This is a genomic window from Vibrio sp. RE86, from assembly GCF_013114545.1.
Lineage (GTDB): Bacteria > Pseudomonadota > Gammaproteobacteria > Enterobacterales > Vibrionaceae > Vibrio.
Window position 1 is genome coordinate 198,106 of the sequence record NZ_VTXI01000006.1, and the last position, 22,480, is coordinate 220,585.

Here is a 22,480-nt window from a genome sequence, read left to right on the forward strand (position 1 = left end):
CCACTATTCCTTATGTGTCAGTACCCAGCAATTGTGAATGTGTTTGTTACGTCCAAAATCCATTGGTAACGTTTGATGAGAGATGTTCTTCGCTTCAAGACCTAACTCTTGCAAGCCTTCTTGATCCATTTTGAAGTGACGTTTGTTGTTTGAGAATACGATCGTGCCGTTATCACGCAGTAGACGCTTCAAGTTTTTCATTAGCTGGATATGGTCGCGCTGAACGTCAAATGATTGCTCCATACGTTTTGAGTTAGAAAACGTCGGTGGATCGATGAAAATCAAGTCAAATTGAGCGGTTGATGTTTCAAGCCACTGAAGACAGTCAGCTTGTTCAAATCGATGCTGACGACCAACTTGACCATTTAGCTTCATATTCTCCTTCGCCCACTCTAGGTAGGTATTAGACATATCAACAGTGGTTGTAGACTTAGCACCGCCACAAGCGGCATGAACGGTACCAGAACCTGTGTACGCAAATAGATTCAAAAAGTCTTTACCCGAAGCCATCTCACCTAATTTACGGCGAGTAATCTTATGATCTAAGAACAATCCTGTATCTAAGTAATCGTGTAAGTTAACAATTAGCTTCACGCCATATTCGTTAACTTCAAGCTGTTCTGACTCTTGTGATAATTTCTGGTACTGAGAACGTCCTTTTTGCTTTTCTCGAACTTTTAGTACGACTTTGTTCGCTTCGGTACCTGTTACTTGAATCGCCGCACGAATAATATCCGTTAGACGACGCTTTGCTTTCTCTTCAGGGATATTTTTCGGCGCTGCGTACTCTTGAATAACAAGTTGATCAAGGTAAACATCGATTGCAACATTGTATTCCGGAAGATCGGCATCATAGATGCGGTAACAATCCAGTTGCTCTTTACGAGCCCACTTGCCAATTTTCGCGATGTTTTTCTTTAAACGATTAGAAAAGTCTGGAGCAATCATGGTTTCAGCGGTTGAATCACCTTTCGCTTCTACCGGACGATCGCTAATAGAATAGTTCTTTTGGTGACACGGTAACGCACCGTTGTTGAGTTTGTATTGTTTATCAGCACGCATGCGTAAACAACTCAATAGTTCATCAGAACTAGAGAAGATCGACGCTTGGCAGCCACCAAACTGAGATTTAAGCTGCGCACCAAACGCTGTATAAAGCGCAATCAAACCAGGATGCGTACCTAGACGTTCACCGTAGGGTGGGTTTGATACAATAACGCCATTCTCAAAGTTCTCTGGGCGTGTCACTAGCGCTGCGTCGCCCTCTTTAAATTCGATGAGTGATTCAACGCCAGCACGTCTTGCGTTATCGCGTGCTGTTTTAATCACTCGTGCATCGTTATCGAAGCCATAAAACTTAGCGTCAACTTTTTTGACGCCACGGCGAGCTTGAACATTCGCCTCAGACTTAATCTCAGCCCATAGTTCTGGTTCGAAATCCTCTAGCACTTCAAAGCCCCATTTCTCGCGTTTAACGCCGGGCGCCATGTTCGCGGCAATCATTGCAGCTTCAATAAGTAGCGTACCTGAACCACACATAGGGTCTAGAAGAGGCTTGTCCTCGCTCCAACCGCTTCGTTGGATAATCGCACAAGCTAATGTCTCACGCAGCGGAGCACGACCTGATTCTGGACGATAGCCACGTTGGTGTAAACCGCCACCCACCATATCAACACCAAGAATGGCCTTATCACGATGTAGACGGACATGAATACGAAGATCGGCACGATCTTTACTGATCGATGGTCTTGGTAGGTTTTTCTTCTCAAAGCTATCAACTATGGCATCTTTAACCTTCATCGCACCGTACTGGCTGTTACGAATTTCGCGGTTTGTGCCGTTGAAGTCTACAACCAACTTTTTAGAGCTGTGGAATTGATTAACCCAATTTACGGAAGACGTAGCCAGATACAAATCCATATCATCGTTACAAGTAAACTCTGAAAGGATACGTACAAAACGCGATGCCAAGCGGCTCCACAAGCAACAACGATAAATTTGCTCATTGGATGCTTTAAAACGAACACCTGCTTGCACAGGCTTTGCGTTTGTAATGCCAAGCTTAGTTAACTCGTCAACCAATAGGTTCTCTAAACCATTGGACGTAACTGCAAGATATTGATGCATAGTGATCTTTTTATTCAGTAGAAAATGACCCCCCATTATACCTGACATATCCATGTTTCGTTAGTCGAATACAAGCTTTCATCTAGTTAAGCCTCTGAATGGCTACAAATTCACCGAATAAGCCTGTGATTTAATTACGACAGCTAGATAGAACTCTCTGCTATCAGTTCTTCCAAGTTTTGAGCCTTAATTTGATAGTGAATACTTATTCGCACTTATTTTGGTATACACCAGAGCTCATTTTTTATGTAATTAAACCACAGAATTAGAGGAAATGAGGAATAATTAACAATTGAACGGTGTTCGTAGGCTAAAAAGATGAAGAATAAATCTACTTCATTCGGACGTTTTTTGTACTTGCGTCACAAGTGAGACAGACCGATAACGACGATGAGGAATGCTATAGGGCTGTTTTTGAACAAAAAAAACCAGCTAATAAGCTGGCGGGAAATGAAACAAAGGAACGAATTGGGTCTGTTTAGCTCACTAGGGCTATCGTATGCGTGGCAAATAGATGGTTGGCGATGCTCACACGGTCATGCATTACTTTGATTGCTTGACCAAACTGAAGCGATTTGATGCCATTTAACTCAAACTCTTCTAAACATACCGAAGCGACAAGGCTGGCACTCTCTCCTACTTCCAAAACGATAAAGTAACCTTCATTGTTTGAATTGGAGAGACGGATTAAGTCGGCTTCTTCAGGAGCATGTTCACCGTTAGATTGAGAATCGAAGAACCAGCTCTTTGGTTGAACAGGTTTATGGAAACGTTTTGCAGCGACGCAATATAAAGCAAGTTCTGCTTGTCTAGGCTCACTCAAGCCTAATAGAGAGATTTGTTCTTTGTAACCTTGATAGGCGTATGCATCATCGACAGAAAATTCATTGATGCCGATTGCACAATCTACGATAAGCTTTCGGCTGAGATTGGTTTTAAAAATCATCTCGTTGCCCAGGTCGAGCATTAAGTGCCCTTCTGTATCATCGTAGTACCAAGTCCATTTGTCGCTAGGTTTAAGCATCATTCTTACTCTGAATTAGTTTTAACATTAATAGGTAAAACGCTTAATTACCTTTCCAAACATTACTACGAATTTTAAAAGCTGTTTGGCGAAAAAAAAGAGGAAATGAAATCTCATTTCCTCTTCAAATATGTCATGAAAGTTGTCACTCAAGCAAAGTGACAATGTCACTATAAGAGTTTAAACAATCACTTACTAAAGATTTTTAACAATGTCGCGAACTAGAGCTGGACCATGATAAATGAAACCAGAGTAAACTTGCACGAGTTCAGCACCCGCCATCATTTTCTCTTTTGCTGCAACATAAGAGTCTACACCACCTACCCCAATCACCGGGATTTGATCGTTAAGCTCTTCATGCAGACGACGAACCACTTCAGTACTGCGAGATTGTACAGGTCGACCACTTAGTCCACCCGCTTCGTTGCAATGCTTCATACCTTCAACGATACTACGATCAAGAGTCGTGTTTGTAGCAATAACTGCATCTATTTTGTTTTTAAGCAATGATTCACAGATCTGCTTGATCTCGTCATCACTAAGATCGGGAGCGATCTTCAATGCAAGCGGGACATACTTACCAAACTTTTCCGCAAGTTCAGCTTGCTTGGTTTTTAGTTCTGCCAAAAGTTCGTCCAACGCTTCACCGTATTGTAGAGAGCGAAGTCCTGGAGTATTTGGAGAAGAGATGTTTACTGCAATGTAACCTGCATGTTCATAAACTTTCTCCATACAGATTATGTAGTCTTCAGCGCCCTTTTCAATTGGCGTGTCTTTGTTCTTACCGATATTAATACCAAGAACACAATCAAACTTAGCCTTCTTAACGTTCTCTACTAAGTTATCAACACCGAGGTTGTTGAACCCCATACGGTTGATGATACCTTCAGCTTCTACTAAACGGAAAAGACGAGGCTTATCATTACCTGCTTGTGGACGTGGTGTTACCGTACCGACTTCAACGAAACCGAAGCCCATTGCGTCGAATGCTTCAATACATTCGCCATTTTTATCAAGGCCAGCAGCAAGACCTACTGGGTTACGGAATGTTAAACCCATACACTCAACTGGACGATGAGGAAGTTGTTGACGGTAAAGAAGATCAACAGGAGTACCAGTGAAACGCTTGAAGTTTTTGATTGCAAGATCATGTGCCTTTTCGGCATCAAGTTGGAAAAAGCCAGTTCTGGCTAGACGGTAAAGCATTGTGCCTCCGAAAGAAAAAAGCCCCGTATAAACGGGGCGTTATTATTCACTTATTTACCGAATAATTCAACGAAATATAGCAAACGTTTAACTATTAGCAGTGCAGTTCAAGTTCAGCAATACCAACTCTCTTAGAGCCACTGAGAATTTCGCAAATTCATGCACTGAACCAACTTTAAATTCGTTGAGGATATTTTCCCAACGGTGCAGTGACACTTCGTTTGTTGCAATCCAATCTTCAAGTGCTTGCATGACATCTAACGACTCAGCTGTACAGCCGCAGCTTAGTACTTGACCCGTTAGCTGACGTTGCTGCCAATCAAGATCTTCACGGAACGCTGCTCTAGCTAGAGCTTGCCAGTTGTTGTCTACCGCTTGGCTATTGATTTGTTTCAAGAACCAGTGCAGTGACAAACGATCACCCAAGTTGTAATACAATTTAGCCGTTTGTTCGACGGTTTTGCCTTTTTCACGAGCCACTGTGGATATATCCAGTACTGAGTAAAGGCTAGACAGACGAGCCACATAACTAGCGACTTCTGCATTTACGCCCTGCTCAATCCAGGCATCAGCCATCTCGTTGTGCTCTTCGACTTCTGAAGGAACCAACATATCGTCTAAGTTAGCTTTGATGGTCTCAACGTCTTCTTGGTACAGTTCAATGAGCGAGTTAACACACTGACGACCAGTACGGTTACGCAGCAACCAACGTGATAGACGACGAAGTGTACGGCGTACATAGAAGATCATGTCATATTGTGCGTCGGTTGGTGCTTCATTATCTAATGCACGGATATCTTCTAATACTTTTCCTAAGCCAAAGATTTCTCTTGCCGCTGCGTATGCATTTGCGATATCAACAACATTTGCTCCCGTCTCTTCTTGAAGACGAGTAACGAAGTTACACCCCATTTCGTTAACCATTTGGTTAGCTAGCGCTGTCGCGATGATCTCTGCGCGCAGTGGATGGTTATCCATTTGCTCAGAATAGTTACGGCGTAACTCAGTTGGGAAGTAATTAACCAGAAGCTGAGCGTGGAAATCATCTTTAGCAATGTCTTCGTGGACAAGCTCTTCTTTCAGAACCATCTTGCCGTAAGCAACAAGAACAGAAAGTTCTGGTCGAGTCAGCGCCATACCCTGTTTCTCACGTTCAAGAAGCGTTTCGTCATCAGGAATGTACTCAAGTGCACGATCCAAATGGCCGGCCTTTTCCATAGTGTGAATGAAACGAATTTGTTCTTTTACAAGAGATGTGCCTTGACGCTCAGTTACCGAGATAGATTCAGATTGACAGTAAGCATCGTCTAGTACGATTTCACCCACTTCATCTTCCATTGACTCGAGGATCTTATTACGTTGCTTAACAGTAAGATCGCCATTGGTCACTAAACCATTTAGGAAGATCTTAATGTTTACTTCGTTATCCGAACAGTCAACACCACCTACGTTATCAACGAAGTCGGTATTTACGCGACCGCCGGTTAGGCCATACTCAATACGACCCAATTGAGTCATACCTAAGTTACCGCCTTCACCAACGACTTTCGCTTTAAGGTCACGTCCATCAATACGAAGTACATCGTTTGCGCGGTCACCCACATCAGTGTGTGTTTCCGTTGATGCCTTAACATAAGTACCGATACCACCATTCCAAAGCAGATCCACTTCCATAGAAAGGATCATTTTAATCAGATCATTTGGTGCCATTGATGCTTTCTTAGTGCCAAGCATCTTTTGAATTTCAGGTGTCAACGAGATTGATTTCGCACGACGAGAGAAAATACCGCCGCCTTTAGAAATCAGTTCTGCGTTGTAATCTTCCCAGCTTGAACGAGGAAGGTTAAATAGGCGATTACGTTCTTCCCAGCTCGATGCAGATTCTGGATTCGGGTCGATGAAGATGTGCATGTGGTTAAATGCAGCTTGTAAGCGAATGTGCTTCGATAGCAACATACCGTTACCAAATACATCCCCTGCCATATCGCCAACACCAATTGCGGTGAAGTCCGTCGTTTGACAGTTGATACCCATCTCACGGAAGTGACGTTTAACCGACTCCCAACCACCTTTCGCAGTAATACCCATTGCTTTGTGGTCGTAACCGTTAGAACCACCTGAAGCAAACGCATCACCTAGCCAGAAGTTGTACTCTTCTGACACAGAGTTCGCTAAGTCAGAGAACGTTGCTGTCCCTTTGTCTGCGGCAACAACCAAGTACGGATCGTCTTCATCATGACGAACCACATTCACTGGGTGAGCAACTTCACCATCAACAATGTTGTCTGAAACGTCAAGTAGCGCTCGGATAAAGCGTTTGTAACAACGTTGACCTTCCGCAAAGATTTCATCACGTCCGCTGAGTGTTGGCTGCTTCTTACAAACAAAACCACCTTTCGCACCCACTGGTACGATAACGGTATTCTTAACTTGCTGTGCTTTAACAAGACCGAGAATTTCTGTACGGAAATCTTCTTGACGGTCAGACCAACGTAAGCCGCCACGAGCAACTTTACCACCACGTAAGTGTACACCCTCGATATCTGGTGCATACACGAAGATTTCGAACGCAGGTACAGGTTGTGGGATCTCTGGGATATCGCTTGGTTTCATCTTCAAAGATAACCAAGGCTTAGGTTGCTTGTTCGCATCAACCTGGTAGTAGTTGGTACGAAGTGTCGCAGTGATCATTTCAATATAGCGACGAATGATACGATCATCATCCAAGCTTTCTACATGATCTAATTGTTCAGTTAGTTTAGCGATAAGATCGTTCTGACCTTTTTCGCTGCCTTTATGTTTCGGTTCGAAACGTTTGGTAAATAGCTCCACCAGCCCTTTTGCTAAATGTGGGTAATGGCTTAATGTATCTTCGATGTACTGTTGACTGAATGGGAAGCCAACTTGGCGCATGTAACGCGCATAGGCACGAAGAATTGAAATCTCACGACCCGTTAGAGATGCTCCTAGCACCAAGCGGTTAAAGCCATCACTCTCTAATTCACCAGCCCAAATTGCCGCGAATGCTTGTTGGAATCGATCGCGCGCTTCGCGAAGATCAACAGTTGTCTCGCTCTTATGAAGCATTGAGAAGTCTAAGATCCAATAAACTTGGCCGTTAGCTTTACGAACTTCGTAAGGTGATTCTCCGATAACACGCAAGCCCAAGTTTTCAAGCATAGGCATCACATCAGAAAGGTGGATTGGCTCGTCGCGATGATAAAGCTTCAATCTTACTGATTTAGAGTCTGCCCCTAATTCTTGTGGGCGGTAGAAAAGCATACCAAGCTTGTTGTCATCACTTAGCTTTTCTAGACGTTCAATATCTGCAACCGCTGAACCAGGAAGAACATCTTCTTTGTATGAGCGAGGGAAAGCACGCAGATAATCTTTTGCGACAGGTAGGCCTTTGCTTTCACCAAAGTTTGCAACGATCGCTTCTGATAAACGATCATCCCAAGTTGAAGATGCTTCCATTAAGTTTTGCTCAATCGTTTTAACGTCTACGTCCATATTGTTGTTATCAACACGAACTATGTAATGTGTACGAGCTAGTGGGCTTTCAGAGAAGTAAGTCGTGAATTCTACTTCTTGCTCACAGCCAAAGTACTGCTTAAGGATTCGTTGAGTCTGGCGACGCAGCTCTGTGTTGTAACGATCTTTAGTGACGTAAACCATACAGCTAAAGAAACGACCAAACGGGTCTTTACGCACAAACAGGCGTAATAGATCGCGGTCTTGCATCTGCACAACGCCCATGCCCACTTCAAGCAACTCTTCTTCCTTTGCTTGCAGTAGTTCGTCACGAGGGTAGTTTTCTAAAATGTTGTGAAGTGCTTTGTAAGAGTATGAGCCTTCGCGGTATCGACTTGCATCCAGAATACGTTCTACTTTCTCACGAATCAGTGGGATACTTTCAACACTTTGGTTGTAAACCGCAGAGGTATAAAGACCAGTAAAACGGTGCTCACCGATAACTTTACCGTTCTCATCAAACTTTTTAATGCCAATGTAATCTGTATACGCGGGTCTGTGGATACGTGATGCACGGTTGCCTTTCGTGACAATAAGAAGGAAAGGTTTCTTCGCTTCTAAACGAGCAGAATCTGGAAAGTCAGATAGTTTAACCGTTCTAACTCGATCGCGGTTCGCAAACAGACCTAGCCCTTTATCAGCTGTCGGTCGAAGTTCAGTATCGCCATCAACAGAAACAAGGTCATATTCTTTGTAACCCATGAACGTGAAGTTGTGATTGCCCAACCAACGTAAGAATTCTATCGACTCATCGTAACGATCACGTTGGATCTCAATTTTTCCTTGCTGAGCTTCAACTCGGCCAGTGACTTCTTCAAGTTTTTCTACCATCAGTAACCAATCTTGAACCACTAGACCCGTATCGGTCAGAATGCTCAATAGCTCTGATTTAAGTGAAGTCATCTCTTCCTTATTACTTAGGCGATCGACTTCGATGTGGAATAGTGATTGAAGCGCACCGTCCCCTTCATTGATGCTAGTGATCTCACCCTTTGCCGTACGCGAAATCTGTGTTGGGCCATGCAGCATTAAGTGCGATGCAAGATCCAATCGGCTAAGCGCCATTTTCACAGAATCAACGAGGAATGGGCCATCTGGGACAACGATTTCAACAATCGTATGGGTAGACTGCCAACCTTGGCGGCTTACGGTAGGGTTAAATACTCGAACTGAGATTTCGTCGGCTTTCTTTTCGTTAATATGGTGCCAAAGTGAAACCACTGCGCCATAAAGATCGGATTCGTTTCGTTCGACTAAATCGTCTTGAGAAATATTGCTGAACAGGTGCTGAGCAAGTTGGGTGACTAAGGGTTGATGAGCAAGCTCGAGTTTGTCTTGAATAAGCTTATATACTTTTTCAAGCAGAACCGGCATCAGTGTTTCACGCGCGGTCATAATCACACTCCACAATTAGAATTGTATGTTTTTTGGGGGTTGTTGTAAGCATAGTGCTTAACACGGGTAATGCCGCTTTATTGTAAAAGCTTTATTGATAAATAGTTAATTGTTTTGGGAGTGGTACGAGGTGAAATGTTCGAGAATGTGATTAAGGTTCTATTTAAACTTCTATAAAATCAGTTGCTCACAGAAGTTCTAACTTTATAAACTTATTATTTTGGTCAGTTGTTAGTCTAAAGCGCCCTTTTAGCCCGATTTGACTAAGAAAAGGCCTAAATCTTGTGGCGGGTAATTGAAGCCTTAAGCCATTTTCTGTCACAACTAAAACGTTGCTTGCCGCACCACTATAATGGGCAAGAAAATGTTGGTAAGAGATGTTTAAGCTAAAGTGGTAGTGATTCATAATTGGCTAAAAAAGTAACGTTGTTATGGGACAAACTAAAATACTGTATAGATAAACAGTAGTGCGTGATAGCACTACTGTTTTATACCTGATTAAGACTCTAACGCTTTGGTTACTTTTTCAAACAGGTCTTTTGCTAAGTTATCCATTGATTGAAGCGTTTCAAGTTCTGCTTTGATCAATGCTTGACGCTCATCATCATATTTGCGGAACTTCAATAGCGGGTCAATCAAACGTGACGCAACTTGCGGATTGCTGCTGTTCAATTCACGAAGAATCTCGCCAGCAAACTTGTAGCCCTCGCCTGTCTTAGCATGGAAATGTACCGGGTTCATGTTAAGGAATGAACCAATCAGGCTGCGAGTTCGGTTAGGGTTCTTCAAGCTGAACGCTTCATGATTCATCGTCTGCTTGATAACATCCAATACGTTTTCAGCTGGGTTCGTACCTTGTAGCGCAAACCACTTGTCCATTACAAGACCATCATGCTTCCACTTGTTGCTGTAATCACTCATTAGTGACTCACGGCATGACAGCTTAGCACTATTGGCTGCACTCATCGCCGCAATCGTGTCGGTCATGTTGTTTGCTTCAGCGTACTGAGCTTTTACAAGTTCATCACCCTGCTCTGTGTAGGCAAGGAAGCTCAATGCCGTGTTGCGCAGAGAACGTTGGCCAATCGCAGCATGTTCAATGGTGTACTCTGATTGTTTAGAACTGTGGTAAATCGCGCTTAGCTCATCGGCCAGTTCAGTAGCGAAAATGACTTTGATTGATTTCAGTACTTTCGCGACAGCATCAACGTCAACTTGTTTGTACCAACCCGAAACTTCATTGAAACTTGGTAGAGACAGTACTTCCGCGATAAATGCTGGCTCAAGATCTTGTGATAACAACACGCCTCTGAATGCATCGATCACTGCATCTGATAACTCAACCTTCTTACCTGCCTGAACATTCTCGACATTGGTACGGATGTATTTAGCAAGCAGCATCTGGCCGGCATCCCAACGCGCAAACTCGTTACGTGCGTGTACCATTAAGAACATCAACTCTTCATCACTATATTCGTATTCGAGTTTTACAGGCGCGGAGAACTCGCGAAGTAGCGACGGTACTGGTTGCTCGGTAACGCCCTCAAAAACAAATGTCTGTTTTGCTTGAGTAACATTCAATACATTACCGATACGCTCACCGTCACAGCGTAACTCAATCACGTCACCATTTTGTGCGTATAACTCGACATCGAATGGAATATGAAGAGGCTGTTTGTCAGCTTGGTCTTGAGTTGGTTCCGTTGACTGATCCACCGTAAGTGAATAAGTTTGCGCACTCGCATCAAACTCACTTGACACCTTAACCGTGGGTGTACCTGATTGGCTGTACCATAGGCGGAATTGCTTAAGGTCAACGCCACTTGCATCTTCCATCGCCACAACGAAATCTTCACACGTTGCTGCCGTGCCATCATGACGCTCAAAGTAGAGTTTCATCCCCGCTTGAAAACCTTCCTCACCAAGCAGTGTGTGCATCATACGGATCACTTCACTGCCTTTTTCGTACACCGTCAGTGTGTAGAAGTTGTTCATTTCAATCACTTGTTCAGGTCGAATTGGATGCGACATTGGACTTGCATCTTCTGCGAACTGAGGACCACGAATAATACGAACATTGTTGATACGGTTAACCGCTCGAGAGCCAAGATCGGAAGAGAACTCTTGGTCACGGAAAACTGTTAAGCCCTCTTTCAAACTAAGCTGGAACCAATCGCGACAAGTCACGCGGTTGCCCGTCCAGTTATGGAAGTACTCATGACCAATCACTGCTTCAATACCTAGATAGTCGGTATCGGTAGCTGTTTTTTCATTTGCCAGAACGAACTTAGAATTGAAGATGTTCAAGCCTTTGTTTTCCATCGCCCCCATATTGAAAAAATCTACGGCGACGATCATGTAGATATCAAGGTCGTACTCAAGACCAAAACGCTCTTCATCCCATTTCATTGAGTTGATTAACGAGGTCATCGCGTGTGGCGCTCGGTCAAGGTTACCCTTATCTACAAAAATTTCTAACTCTACGTTGCGACCAGACTTTGTCGTGTAGTTGTCACGCAGTACATCAAAGTCACCAGCAACTAGAGCAAATAAGTAAGCTGGTTTTGGATGTGGGTCTTGCCACTGCACCCAATGGCGGCCGCCTTCTAGGTCACCTTCTGCAACACGGTTACCATTACTTAGCAGGAACGGATACTCAGCTTTGTCAGCGATCACTTTAGTGGTGTACTTCGCTAGTACATCTGGGCGATCCATATAGTAAGTGATGCGACGGAAGCCTTCCGCTTCACATTGAGTACAGAATGCGCCGCCTGATTTGTATAAACCTTCTAGCGCGGTGTTTGCTTCAGGATCAATCAGCGTCACAAGTGTAAGCTCAAACTGCTCAGGTAGCTGGTGGATTTCTAGCGCACCCTCCACTTCTTCGTATGCTGTCCAAGCGGCACCATTCACCATGATGCTTTGAAGTTTAAGATCATCACCCTCTAAGTGAAGTGTCGTGCTATCTGCAAGTTGTTTTACGTTGGAAACCGCAGTCACGGTCGTATCGTTATCAAATAGATCAAACGTTAAGTCGATATCAGTAATTGTGTGTGATGGTGATTGATAATCTTTACGATATTTGGCTTGAGGAGTCTGAGCCATGTCTAAGTCCTTCTGACTGAATTCATTGGAAGAGATGACCAACAAAAAGGTTGATCTATTTTGATTCGGTTTATGAATAGTGTCTGATGACACCAACCGTCAATGTTGCGTGATAGCTTACAACTCTCCATTAAAAAAAACGAGGCTCTGTTAAGAAATACCTCGTTTTTTGTCTGATGTTGGTGTCGTATTCAAACTATTTGTCTAGATAACAATCTAGCATCACACTATTCTACCAATGAATTATCGAATGCGATTGAGAACGGCATACATGGCACCTTGCTCCATTTCAAGTGTTAGAGTGTCACTGTTTAATGTGTAAGTAGTTTCGTGCTCTCCGTTTTCATAAAGAAGAACTAAATGCTCACCTTCCGTGTAGTACACGCCTTTATGAATAGCTTCATCACCGTCGTCGTTACTCACTCGGAACATGAACACAAAGTCTGGCTGTAATATTAAATCGAGCTGGTGGACGTCATTTGCTGACATATCATCGCCACTAAGTTGTTGGCTCGACCACATTCCCGCTAGAGAGTTAGAAAGCGCTTTCGTGAACATTACGCCATTGAGGTTAAGCATGTTGTGATTGGCTGAATACTCATAAATTTGCGGTTCAGAAGTGTTCAAACCGAGAATTAGAGTGTCGTCGTTTGCCGTGTAAAAACCTTCCCAGTGGTCAACTGAGTAATCACGTTTCTGAATATCGATTTTAAAGCTGTAATTCGAATCAAGTGATAATTTAATGGCAAGGAAGTTCTCGTTCGATTCTTCTGGGTTTTGATTAATCAAATACCAATCACCGAGTAAGAATGGCTGATCAAACTGTGTGAGATCGCTATTATCGCGAGCACTGTTTCCGAAAACTGAGAAACTTAAAATCAGTGATATCAATCCAATCAATCTCATAGCGCACTCCTCACTCTTTTCTTTAAGCTTAGGCACACTCATACGAATTAGCGAAAATTTAGATCCAAATCACATAAATAATTGGCACAAAAAAAGCGAGCCACATGGACTCGCTCTTTATTTTATTGATTTATCAAGATTTAATCATATCGACCATAATCGCGACAGATTCATCAAGATATGCATCAGGTGCTTCATAATCTTTAGGTATGTCATCTAAAGATTTAAAGGCTTCTTCACCCGCCGCTTTTTGACGCTCATTGATACGAGCTAAACGTTCTGCGTCAGCTTTTTCACTTTCGGCTTTGCGTGTTTTCTCATTCAAAGAGAGTGTGTTGTCGTCTTTTTCAGCCTTGTATCGTTCGATATCTTCTGCAATGAAGCGGAATTCTAAATCTTTCGCGATACGAACTTGGTGTTGCGCAGTCAGCTTACCAATCAAAGCATCGTTACGCTGTAACACTTTATATTTGGCTTTGTCGATACTATCCCAAGGCAGTGCGTTATCTTCAACGCTCTCACCTGTTTCGCTAGGGTCGATGGCTGTTGGGAACGCAATGTCAGGTGCTACGCCTTTGTTCTGAGTACTACCACCATCAATACGGTAGAACTTCTGAATCGTGTATTGCACATAACCTAGCTCTTTGTCGAACAAGTCATAAATATGATTAAGTGAACGGTGTTGTTGAACCGTGCCCTTACCAAATGAATTTTCGCCAAGAACGATTGCTCGACCGTAATCTTGCATTGCAGCTGCGAATATCTCGGAAGCCGAAGCACTGTAGCGGTTAACCAATACGGTTAGTGGGCCATCATAGCTAATGTTGCCATCTGTATCAGAGTTCACATTAACACGACCGTAACTATCACGAACCTGAACAACAGGACCGCTAGTAATGAACAAACCAGACAATGCTGTCGCCTCGGTTAGTGCACCGCCGCCGTTGTTGCGCAAATCGACGATGACGCCATCAACGCCTTTACCTTTCAGCTCGGTAATCAGTTTATCCGTATCTTGAGCAAGACCAACGTAAAAACTTGGTACTTCTAGAACACCAATCTTCTTACCGTCTTTTTCAATAATTTCAGATTTAACTGCGCGATCTTCTAAACGGATTTTGTCACGGACAATGGTGATCACTTCGGCTTTAGTGTCTTTACCTTCTGGTAAAATTTGCAGGTTAACCTTGGTGCCTTTTGGCCCTTTAATTAACTGAACTACATCATCAAGACGCCAACCGATAACATCAACAATATCTTCGCCATCTTGACCAACGCCGATAATGCGGTCACCTTCCGCTAACTGCTTGCTGCTTGACGCAGGACCACCAGCAACGAGAGAGCGAATAACTGTGTAATCATCCGTCATCTGCAATACAGCACCAATCCCTTCTAACGAAAGATTCATTTCGGTTTGGAATTGGTCAGCACTTCGAGGAGATAGGTAGCTTGTATGAGGATCGACTTCACGAGCGAAGGCATTCATGTACAACTGGAATGCATCTTCATTGTGCGTTTGGCTAAGACGTTTTAGTGCGTTGTTGTAACGCTTGCCCAAAACCTCTTTAATCTCATCCCAATCTTTACCAGTAAGTTTGAGATTCAACGCATCGTACTTGACTCTTTTACGCCAAAGCTCATCAAGTTCTGCTTTGTTTTTCGGCCAAGCTTGTTCGCTTCTGTCCAGCTCAATTGTCTCGTCACTGTCGAAGGTCATTTCTTTATCAAGAAGTTCTAACGCATATTGAAAACGTTCGAAACGGCGCTTAATCGAGAGATTGTAGACATCGAAAGCAATCTGGTTATCGCCTGATTTAAGCTGATCATCCACACCTTTTGCCAATTTATTGAACGAGTCGATATCGGCTTGAGTGAAGATATTACGATTGAAATCGAGCATTTCGACATATCGGTCGAAAATAGCTTGTGAGAATTGATCGTTTAGAGAGAAGTGCTTGTAGTGAGAACGAGTGAAGCGAGATGTGACACGTTTGCTTGCTGTCTCATGCTGAGCTTCAGGAGCAAGGACGGGTAAGTCCTCAAGAGTGATGTTTGCTTCTAGAGCATGAGCTGAAGAAGCTGCTAGCCATAAGCTAGCAGCAATCAGCGACAATTTTGAACGGCATTTCATGCGTAGGAGTATCTCCTTTATGCGCGTAGGTGCTCCGCTTTCACAACCATTTGTAGGCCGTTAGTCAGTTGAACACGCACATCTTCCTTATTGATTTCAACGATAGTCGCAGCCATGTTTCCTTTGCCCATATTAACGTTTACTTGATTGCCTACTTTTACTTCGTCTGCATTCAAAGCGCGCGTCTCTACTGGCTTGCTGGCTTTTTGTACTTTGTTCTGTTGTGGGCGACGAGCTTGTGGCTTCTTCGCCGCAGGCTTAGCTTTCGCTTTACCTTCTTCACGTGCTTTTTGTGCTTGCTCTTTACGACGAGCTTGCACTTTAGCTTTGCTCTCAGCTAGTGCAGTTTTAGCGTGCTCTACGTGCTCTTCGTCAAGTTCACCCGCCGGGTTACCATCTAAATCTACACGAACTGCACCAGGCTTCACACCGTGAAGGTAACGCCATGATGAAGTGTATTGTCTTAACGCTGCACGAAGTTGAGTTTTGCTTACTTTTGGATCGTCAGTTAGACGCTCCGCAAGATCTTGAAAAATACCAATTTTAAGTGGCTTTGCTTCACCTTCTAAAGTAAAGCACTTAGGGAAACATTCAGCAATATATGCGATAACTTCTTTGCTGTTTTTTAACTTTTCAGTGTTTTCCATGAGGATTCCTGGTTATTGCGGGCTATCCGCGAGCATTAAGAATAAATATTTGAGGTATTATAGTGACCTGCAAGCGAAAAACCACACTCAATAATCAATTTATGCCTTGATAGCGTGTGAATTAAGCAGCTTTTCCACTTCATCCATCAAAAATGTCAGTCCTTGCTCGTCTGTTTCGCTAAATCGACCTACTTTTGGGCTATCGATATCGAGGACCCCTGCTATTTCACCATTAATTGAAAATGGAATCACAATCTCAGAATTACTTTCTGCATCACATGCAATGTGGCCTTCAAACTCATGGACATCGTATACACGTTGTACTTGATTCTCCGCGACAGCAGTGCCACATACGCCACGACCAACAGGAATACGAACACAAGCTGGCTTTCCTTGGAATGGACCGAGAACCAACTCATTCTCTTTCATCAAGTAGAATCCAACCCAATTAAGGCCTTCAAGCTCCATATTAAGGAGTGCACTGATGTTTGATAAGTTAGCAATCAAGTCTGATTCAGATTCGATTAATGCGGCAGCTTGTTTGGTTAAGCGGTGATAATGTTCTATTTTCATAAGGTTACTACGTCCTGATACGCCATATTGAAAACTAGAGACTTCTAACATGAATCTGCGTACAATCGCCGCAAACCATAAATAGTAAGCATTCTCATTATAATGATTAATAATCCCAACACTATTAGCCGTTCTTGGTTGATAACACAAGTAAAAAAGCACAAATCAAAGTTGATTTTTGCCAACATCATCGCGGTGGCGGCAACTTTGATCAGTGTTCCGATCCCTCTCCTCATGCCATTAATGGTTGACGAAGTTTTACTTAATCAGCCAGGAACCGGCCTAGAGCTGATGAACCGCATGTTGCCTGACACCTGGCAAACGCCCACTGGGTATATCGCATTAACGTTACTGTTGGTCATTATTATGCGCAGCGCAAGCCAAGCGCTTAGCATTGTTCAAAGTCGTCAATTTACCCTTGTTTCGAAAACAATCACCTACCATATGCGTAGCAAAATGATCGACAAACTTGGGCGCATTAGCATTCGACAGTATGAAACGCGCGGTAGCGGTGGTATCAACGCACATCTGGTTACCGATATAGAGACCATCGACCAATTCATTGGCTCCACGTTAAGCAAGTTTTTAATCAGTCTGCTTACTGTTATCGGCACGGCTGGTGTACTTTTGTGGCTAGACTGGCGCTTGGGGCTTTTTATTCTGTTAGTGAACCCAGTTGTCATTCACTTCTCTCGTAAACTTGGCAGCAAGGTTAAACACCTCAAAAAGCGCGAGAACCAATCTTTCGAACGCTTCCAAAATCGTTTAGTTGAGACATTAGACGGCATTTATCAGTTGCGAGCTGCCAATCGAGAGCGCGAGTTTCTTAACGAGCTAAAAGGCCAAGCAAACGAGATAAGACGTGATGCGGACAAATACGCTTGGCAATCTGAAGCCGCGGGTCGTGTCTCTTTCCTGCTCTTTTTATTAGGCTTCGAGTTATTCCGTGCTGTGGCGATGTTAATGGTTCTGTTTAGCGACTTAACCATAGGACAAATCTTCGCGGTGTTCGGTTATTTATGGTTCATGCTGACACCAGTTCAAGAGCTGCTGAGCATCCAATTCTCTTGGTATAGCGCTAAAGCCGCACTAAAACGCATCAATGCCCTACTTGATCTAGAGGAAGAACATCGTCCAGTCAGTAAGGTCAATCCATTTGCCGAGGATAGAGAAGTCGACATTGAGATTAGCGACATCATCTTCTCTTATAACGAAGAGAGTTCGGTACTCAATAATTTAAACCTAACAATCCCTGCAGGTAAAAAAGTGGCGCTTGTTGGGGCTAGCGGTGGTGGCAAATCAACATTGATACAGCTACTTATTGGTGTCTATCAACAAGACTCGGGTTCTATTCGCTTTAATGGTCATACCACAGATGACATCAGTTTTGACATAATTCGTGACCAAATTGCCGTTGTATTACAACAGCCTATACTTTTTAATGACACTTTAAGGCATAATCTGACCCTTGGTTCCGATTATGATGATTTACAGCTTTGGCGAGCGCTAGAGATCGCTCAGATGCAAGATGTCATTAACCAACTGGGTGATGGGTTAGATACCCAAATTGGACGCAGCGGTATTCGGCTTTCAGGGGGACAGCGTCAACGTCTCGCCATTGCGCGAATGGTGTTAAGCAACCCTAAATTTGTCATACTGGATGAAGCAACTTCCGCTCTTGATACGGCGACTGAAGCTGCATTACACAAAGCACTTACAGAGTTTTTAAAAGGCCGTACAACCTTGATCGTGGCGCATAGATTATCTGCCGTAAAACAGGCGGATTTGATTTATGTTCTCGAAGATGGACAAGTCACGCAAGCGGGTACGCATGGAGAGTTGGTTGAACAACAAGGCTTATACCAAACCTTATATGGAAACGTGCAATCACACGTTTAACCATGACAATCATTTCTATTTAGGAGGGAGGCGATGAGCTCCCCTTCTCCGCTTCATGCCCATGACTCTGAGCTTACAGCTATTCGACTGTGTCATGGGTGCGAACTTCCTGTTGACCTAATAGACGTTGAACAAGGTAAAAGCGCCCACTGCCCTAGATGTAACACCCAGCTTTATAGAGGTGGAAAGCCGTCGCTTTCAGGTAACTTGGCTATCGCGCTTACTTGCTTACTGCTTTTTATTCCATCTCACTTTTTCGAATTTATAAGCATAAGACTGTTCGGAATGATGATCCCCGCGACCTTACCATCGGGGATATTTACACTATTTGAAGAAGGCTTTGTTTTACTCGCGCTGTTGATCTTCTTTTGTAGTTCCATTGCTCCTTTCCTCGTCTGTAGCGCGGTTGTCACAACTCACGTTGCACTCAAGTATCGTTGGTTCAAACTACTCAAACTTTCATTGTCTATTGTCCAACATTTAAAAGCTTGGGTTATGATCGATGTCTTTCTTGTTAGTATCGCCATCTCGTGTTTTAAGCTGCAAGACTACTCAGATATTTTTGTCGGCCCCGGTTTAATCGGGCTTATCTTGCTTCAAGTCGCAACCATTTTACTCGTCACTCGTTTCAGTGTGCGCCGATACTGGGAAGCATACCAGCCGGAAGACACCCTTAAGCTGGCAAAGAAAACGTTACATTGTCACCACTGCCATTTATCACAACCGGAAGGTGAACACTGTCTGCGTTGCCATAGCCCTATTCATCACCGTAAACCTCGCTCTATACAGAAGACATGGGCTTACCTGATCGCCGCTAGTATCGCGATATTCCCAGCAAACCTGATACCGATCTCCATTTTACTTACCAATGGTAAACGCTTAGAAGATACCATCTTTTCTGGCGTTGCTTCATTGGTCAACAGTGACATGATTGGCATCGCCATCATTATTTTTGTCGCGAGTATCGTGGTTCCAGTTGCTAAAATTCTTGGCTTGTCATATTTACTGCTGGCAATCCAATTTAAACGTAAAATTTTCCATCGACAAAGAATGACGATCTATTTCGCAATTAAATGGATTGGTCGTTGGTCAATGATGGACTTGTTTGTTATTTCCATAATGATGACTTTGGTCGACAGAGGCCAGATCCTAGATTTCACACCGGGCTATGGCGCGGTAGCATTTGGTATCGTTGTGGTACTAACGATGTTGGCAGCAGAGAGTATGGATCCTAGATTAATTTGGGATAACTACCCTGACGAACTTGAAAAGAAAGAGTCTATTAATGAGTAATTTATCTCCCACTCAGAACTCGTATTCACCTAATGTAAAGCGTAACAAAGGCATATCGCCTCTTTGGTTGCTGCCTTTACTCACTATGGTGCTTGCAGGTTGGCTGGTTTTCAAAGCCGTTCAAGATGCAGGACAGCGTGTGCAAATCTACTTTTCAGATGCACAGGGGCTGATTGCAGGACGCACGACGATCCGCTATCAAGGCTTAGAAGTGGGCATGGTTAAAGACATTAACCTTGCTGACGATTTACAAAGTATTTATGTCGATGCCGATATCTACCCTGAAGCAACCAAGTTACTGAGCAAAGAGACTCGCTTCTGGATGGTGAAACCAACAGCAAGCTTATCAGGTGTATCCGGGTTAGATGCATTAGTCTCGGGTAATTATATTGCCATCTCACCCGCCAACAACCCTTCAGAGCCGGAAACCAAATTTACCGCGTTAGAACGTGCGCCTTCAGACTTGCTTGCTCAAGAAGGATTAAACATATCTCTTAAATCGAGAGATCTTGGTGGCATTTCAGTGGGCTCACAAATCGTTTATCGAAAGATCCCTATCGGTGAGGTGTACAGTTACCAGCTCGATTCAGACTCCAAGAGTGTGGTTATCCAAGCCTCAATTCAAGATGAATATCGTCACATTATTACTGATGACAGCCGCTTCTGGAACGTCAGTGGTATTGGCGCGAATATTGGATTTGAAGGTGTCGATGTCCGACTAGAGAGCCTTAGTGCTCTTATTGGTGGTTCTATTGCCGTAGACTCTCCAGATGGTGGAGAGCCTGTTGCTGATAACACCCAGTTTAGACTGTACAAAGATATTAAAACCGCGGGTCGCGGCATCGCGATTAAGATTGCCCTACCCGACGATAATCAGATCAGCGCTTCTGGTGCGCCCATCATGTACCGAGGTATTGAAGTCGGACAAGTGACCGATTTACAGCTAAGTGAAGGGCGAGAAGAGATCATTGCCTCTGCAGCTATTCAGCCAGCGTTCAGTGACATGCTCACCAGCGGCAGCCGATTCATTCTTGAAGAAGCCAAAGTATCGCTTTCTGGTGTAGAAAACCTAGCGAATATCGTTAAAGGTAATTTTTTAACTATTGTTCCAGGTAACGGTGAACGTTCACGCAACTTTAGTGCGATTCGAAAACACGAATTCAACCGTCAAAACGCGCGTTCAGTCTCTCTTCAACTCGTCGCTGATAACTCTTTTGGCCTTGACCAAGGCGCTAATATTCTTTACCGAGGAATTAGCATTGGCTCGGTAACAAAAGTTAGCCTAGTAGAAGACAAAGTTCACTTCGACGCCCTAGTAGAAAGTGAATACGCAGATTTAATCAAGTCGCAAAACCGATTCTTCGTCACGGGTAGCGCAAGTGCAGAGCTGACAGAATCTGGCCTTAATATTACGGTGCCACCGGCGAAACAGTTGTTAACTGGCTCGATTAGCTTTGTTAGTGAAGGTTCAGATAATGCACTTGAGCAATATCAGTTGTACCAAAGTAAGTCTCTTGCTGAACTGGCAAAGTACAATATGTCCGGCTCTACTCGTATGACTCTATTTGCCAATGAGCTACCTCCTATTAGTAAAGGCAGCCCTCTACTCTATCGTAATCTTCAGGTGGGTAATGTCTCTGACTTTTACCTTGTCGATGGCGGCGTGATTATCACTGCCAGCATAGAGAACCAATACAAACATTTAGTAACTGACCAAACCGTATTTTGGAACCGTTCAGGTGTCGAAATCGATGCCAGTTTAGCAGGTCTGAGTGTTAAGGCAGCACCACTGAAGTCACTGATTCAAGGTGGCATAGCGTTTGATTCCTTACCGGGAGTAGATAACAAGCAAAATGACAAATGGCTGCTTTACGAAGATTTCAAGACAGCGCGCAAATTTGGCCAAGTCATCACATTGAAACTCGATGGCGAGAACACCTTAGCGAAGGGGACCGCGATTAACTACAACGGCGTCAAGGTAGGTGAAGTCACTCTGGTGGTACCAAACTTCAAACGTAAAGGTGTCGAGATTAAAGCGCGTATCTTGCCAGAATACACCGATACCATTGCGGTTGAAGGCTCATACTTCTGGCTACCAAAAGCAGAAGTGGGTCTGCGTGGCGTTAAGAATATCCAGAACCTACTCTCTCAATCGATTAGCGTTTCACCTGGCCAAGGTAGCACTAAGAACCAATTTACCCTCTACGCCAACAAGCAAGCCGCTAAAGGTATAGAATTTACACTTCAGAGTGAATCTCGAGGTTCGGTGGCCATTGGTACCCCTATTCTTTACCGTGAAATTGAAGTGGGAGAAGTGACTGATGTAAGACTTGGTGAGTTTGCCGATCGAGTTGTCTCTACCATTGTCATTCAACCTGAATACGCTTACCTAGTACGTCAAAATAGCGTGTTCTGGAATACCTCTGGTGTCGACGTATCCATTGGTTTGTCAGGGGCAAACATCAAAGCGGGCACATTTGATAGTTTAGTTCGTGGTGGAATAACCTTCTCAACACCGGAACAAAAGCAATTAGAGCCCATCGCGCAAAATGGCCAAACCTTCTTCCTTTATGCACAAGCGGAAGAAAACTGGAAAGCTTGGCGTACCGCGATTCCAAAGCCATAACGTAAGTAAACCAA

13 protein-coding genes are annotated in these 22,480 nt (G+C 43.7%); 3 read left to right on the forward strand and 10 right to left on the reverse strand.

Going from position 1 to position 22,480, the window contains the following annotated elements; all coding sequences use genetic code 11:
- Positions 1-3: 3 nt before the first annotated feature.
- From rlmKL to F0231_RS08505, 10 genes are all read right to left on the reverse strand, one after another.
- Complete coding sequence (rlmKL, locus tag F0231_RS08460) at positions 4-2,127, reverse strand: bifunctional 23S rRNA (guanine(2069)-N(7))-methyltransferase RlmK/23S rRNA (guanine(2445)-N(2))-methyltransferase RlmL (RefSeq protein WP_171759324.1); 2,124 nt, start codon at positions 2,125-2,127, stop codon at positions 4-6.
- Positions 2,128-2,605: 478 nt separating this feature from the next.
- Complete coding sequence (locus F0231_RS08465; RefSeq protein ID WP_367613468.1) at positions 2,606-3,151, reverse strand: cell division protein ZapC; 546 nt, start codon at positions 3,149-3,151, stop codon at positions 2,606-2,608.
- A gap of 195 nt (positions 3,152-3,346) precedes the next feature.
- The gene (pyrD, locus tag F0231_RS08470) at positions 3,347-4,357 is read right to left on the reverse strand and encodes a quinone-dependent dihydroorotate dehydrogenase (protein WP_171759287.1); all 1,011 of its coding nucleotides are present in this window, start codon (positions 4,355-4,357) and stop codon (positions 3,347-3,349) included.
- A gap of 87 nt (positions 4,358-4,444) precedes the next feature.
- Positions 4,445-9,286 (reverse strand): NAD-glutamate dehydrogenase, encoded by a 4,842-nt coding sequence (locus F0231_RS08475; RefSeq protein ID WP_171759288.1) that lies wholly within the window; start codon positions 9,284-9,286, stop codon positions 4,445-4,447.
- A 187-nt stretch (positions 9,287-9,473) separates the two neighbouring features.
- Entirely contained in the window at positions 9,474-9,692 is a 219-nt protein-coding gene (locus tag F0231_RS08480) for a DUF2835 domain-containing protein (protein ID WP_171759289.1), read from the reverse strand.
- A 92-nt stretch (positions 9,693-9,784) separates the two neighbouring features.
- Positions 9,785-12,391 carry an aminopeptidase N gene (gene pepN, locus F0231_RS08485; RefSeq protein WP_171759290.1) on the reverse strand — a complete coding sequence of 869 codons (2,607 nt, stop codon included), beginning with the start codon at positions 12,389-12,391 and terminating at the stop codon, positions 9,785-9,787.
- A 243-nt stretch (positions 12,392-12,634) separates the two neighbouring features.
- Positions 12,635-13,297 carry a hypothetical protein gene (locus F0231_RS08490; protein WP_171759291.1) on the reverse strand — a complete coding sequence of 221 codons (663 nt, stop codon included), beginning with the start codon at positions 13,295-13,297 and terminating at the stop codon, positions 12,635-12,637.
- Positions 13,298-13,430: 133 nt separating this feature from the next.
- On the reverse strand, positions 13,431-15,428 hold the full coding sequence (prc, locus tag F0231_RS08495) for a carboxy terminal-processing peptidase (protein WP_171759292.1): 1,998 nt from the start codon (positions 15,426-15,428) through the stop codon (positions 13,431-13,433).
- Between the two features lie 17 nt (positions 15,429-15,445).
- The gene (gene proQ, locus F0231_RS08500; protein WP_171759293.1) at positions 15,446-16,075 is read right to left on the reverse strand and encodes an RNA chaperone ProQ; all 630 of its coding nucleotides are present in this window, start codon (positions 16,073-16,075) and stop codon (positions 15,446-15,448) included.
- A gap of 99 nt (positions 16,076-16,174) precedes the next feature.
- Complete coding sequence (locus tag F0231_RS08505) at positions 16,175-16,648, reverse strand: GAF domain-containing protein (RefSeq protein ID WP_171759294.1); 474 nt, start codon at positions 16,646-16,648, stop codon at positions 16,175-16,177.
- A 102-nt stretch (positions 16,649-16,750) separates the two neighbouring features.
- On the opposite strand from F0231_RS08505, the gene F0231_RS08510 reads away from it, so the two are divergent.
- The 3 genes from F0231_RS08510 to F0231_RS08520 are packed head-to-tail and all read left to right on the forward strand — an operon-like array spanning position 16,751 to position 22,466.
- Positions 16,751-18,547: an ABC transporter ATP-binding protein gene (locus F0231_RS08510; RefSeq protein ID WP_171759295.1), complete on the forward strand. Its 1,797-nt coding sequence runs from the start codon at positions 16,751-16,753 to the stop codon at positions 18,545-18,547.
- Between the two features lie 33 nt (positions 18,548-18,580).
- Positions 18,581-19,840 (forward strand): paraquat-inducible protein A, encoded by a 1,260-nt coding sequence (locus F0231_RS08515; RefSeq protein WP_171759296.1) that lies wholly within the window; start codon positions 18,581-18,583, stop codon positions 19,838-19,840.
- Positions 19,833-22,466, forward strand: a complete 2,634-nt coding sequence (locus F0231_RS08520) for an MlaD family protein (RefSeq protein WP_171759297.1) — start codon at positions 19,833-19,835, stop codon at positions 22,464-22,466. The genes F0231_RS08515 and F0231_RS08520 overlap by 8 nt, the downstream gene beginning before the upstream one ends.
- Positions 22,467-22,480 lie beyond the last annotated feature (14 nt).

What these genes read in the sequence shown, in the direction of transcription:
- rlmKL (WP_171759324.1), bottom strand. Translation starts at nt 2,127, where the DNA reads ATGCATCAATATCTTGCAGTTACGTCCAATGGTTTAGAGAACCTATTG.
- F0231_RS08465 (WP_367613468.1), bottom strand. Translation starts at nt 3,151, where the DNA reads ATGCTTAAACCTAGCGACAAATGGACTTGGTACTACGATGATACAGAA.
- pyrD (WP_171759287.1), bottom strand. Translation starts at nt 4,357, where the DNA reads ATGCTTTACCGTCTAGCCAGAACTGGCTTTTTCCAACTTGATGCCGAA.
- F0231_RS08475 (WP_171759288.1), bottom strand. Translation starts at nt 9,286, where the DNA reads ATGACCGCGCGTGAAACACTGATGCCGGTTCTGCTTGAAAAAGTATAT.
- F0231_RS08480 (WP_171759289.1), bottom strand. Translation starts at nt 9,692, where the DNA reads ATGAATCACTACCACTTTAGCTTAAACATCTCTTACCAACATTTTCTT.
- pepN (WP_171759290.1), bottom strand. Translation starts at nt 12,391, where the DNA reads ATGGCTCAGACTCCTCAAGCCAAATATCGTAAAGATTATCAATCACCA.
- F0231_RS08490 (WP_171759291.1), bottom strand. Translation starts at nt 13,297, where the DNA reads ATGAGATTGATTGGATTGATATCACTGATTTTAAGTTTCTCAGTTTTC.
- prc (WP_171759292.1), bottom strand. Translation starts at nt 15,428, where the DNA reads ATGAAATGCCGTTCAAAATTGTCGCTGATTGCTGCTAGCTTATGGCTA.
- proQ (WP_171759293.1), bottom strand. Translation starts at nt 16,075, where the DNA reads ATGGAAAACACTGAAAAGTTAAAAAACAGCAAAGAAGTTATCGCATAT.
- F0231_RS08505 (WP_171759294.1), bottom strand. Translation starts at nt 16,648, where the DNA reads ATGAAAATAGAACATTATCACCGCTTAACCAAACAAGCTGCCGCATTA.
- F0231_RS08510 (WP_171759295.1), top strand. Translation starts at nt 16,751, where the DNA reads ATGATTAATAATCCCAACACTATTAGCCGTTCTTGGTTGATAACACAA.
- F0231_RS08515 (WP_171759296.1), top strand. Translation starts at nt 18,581, where the DNA reads ATGAGCTCCCCTTCTCCGCTTCATGCCCATGACTCTGAGCTTACAGCT.
- F0231_RS08520 (WP_171759297.1), top strand. Translation starts at nt 19,833, where the DNA reads ATGAGTAATTTATCTCCCACTCAGAACTCGTATTCACCTAATGTAAAG.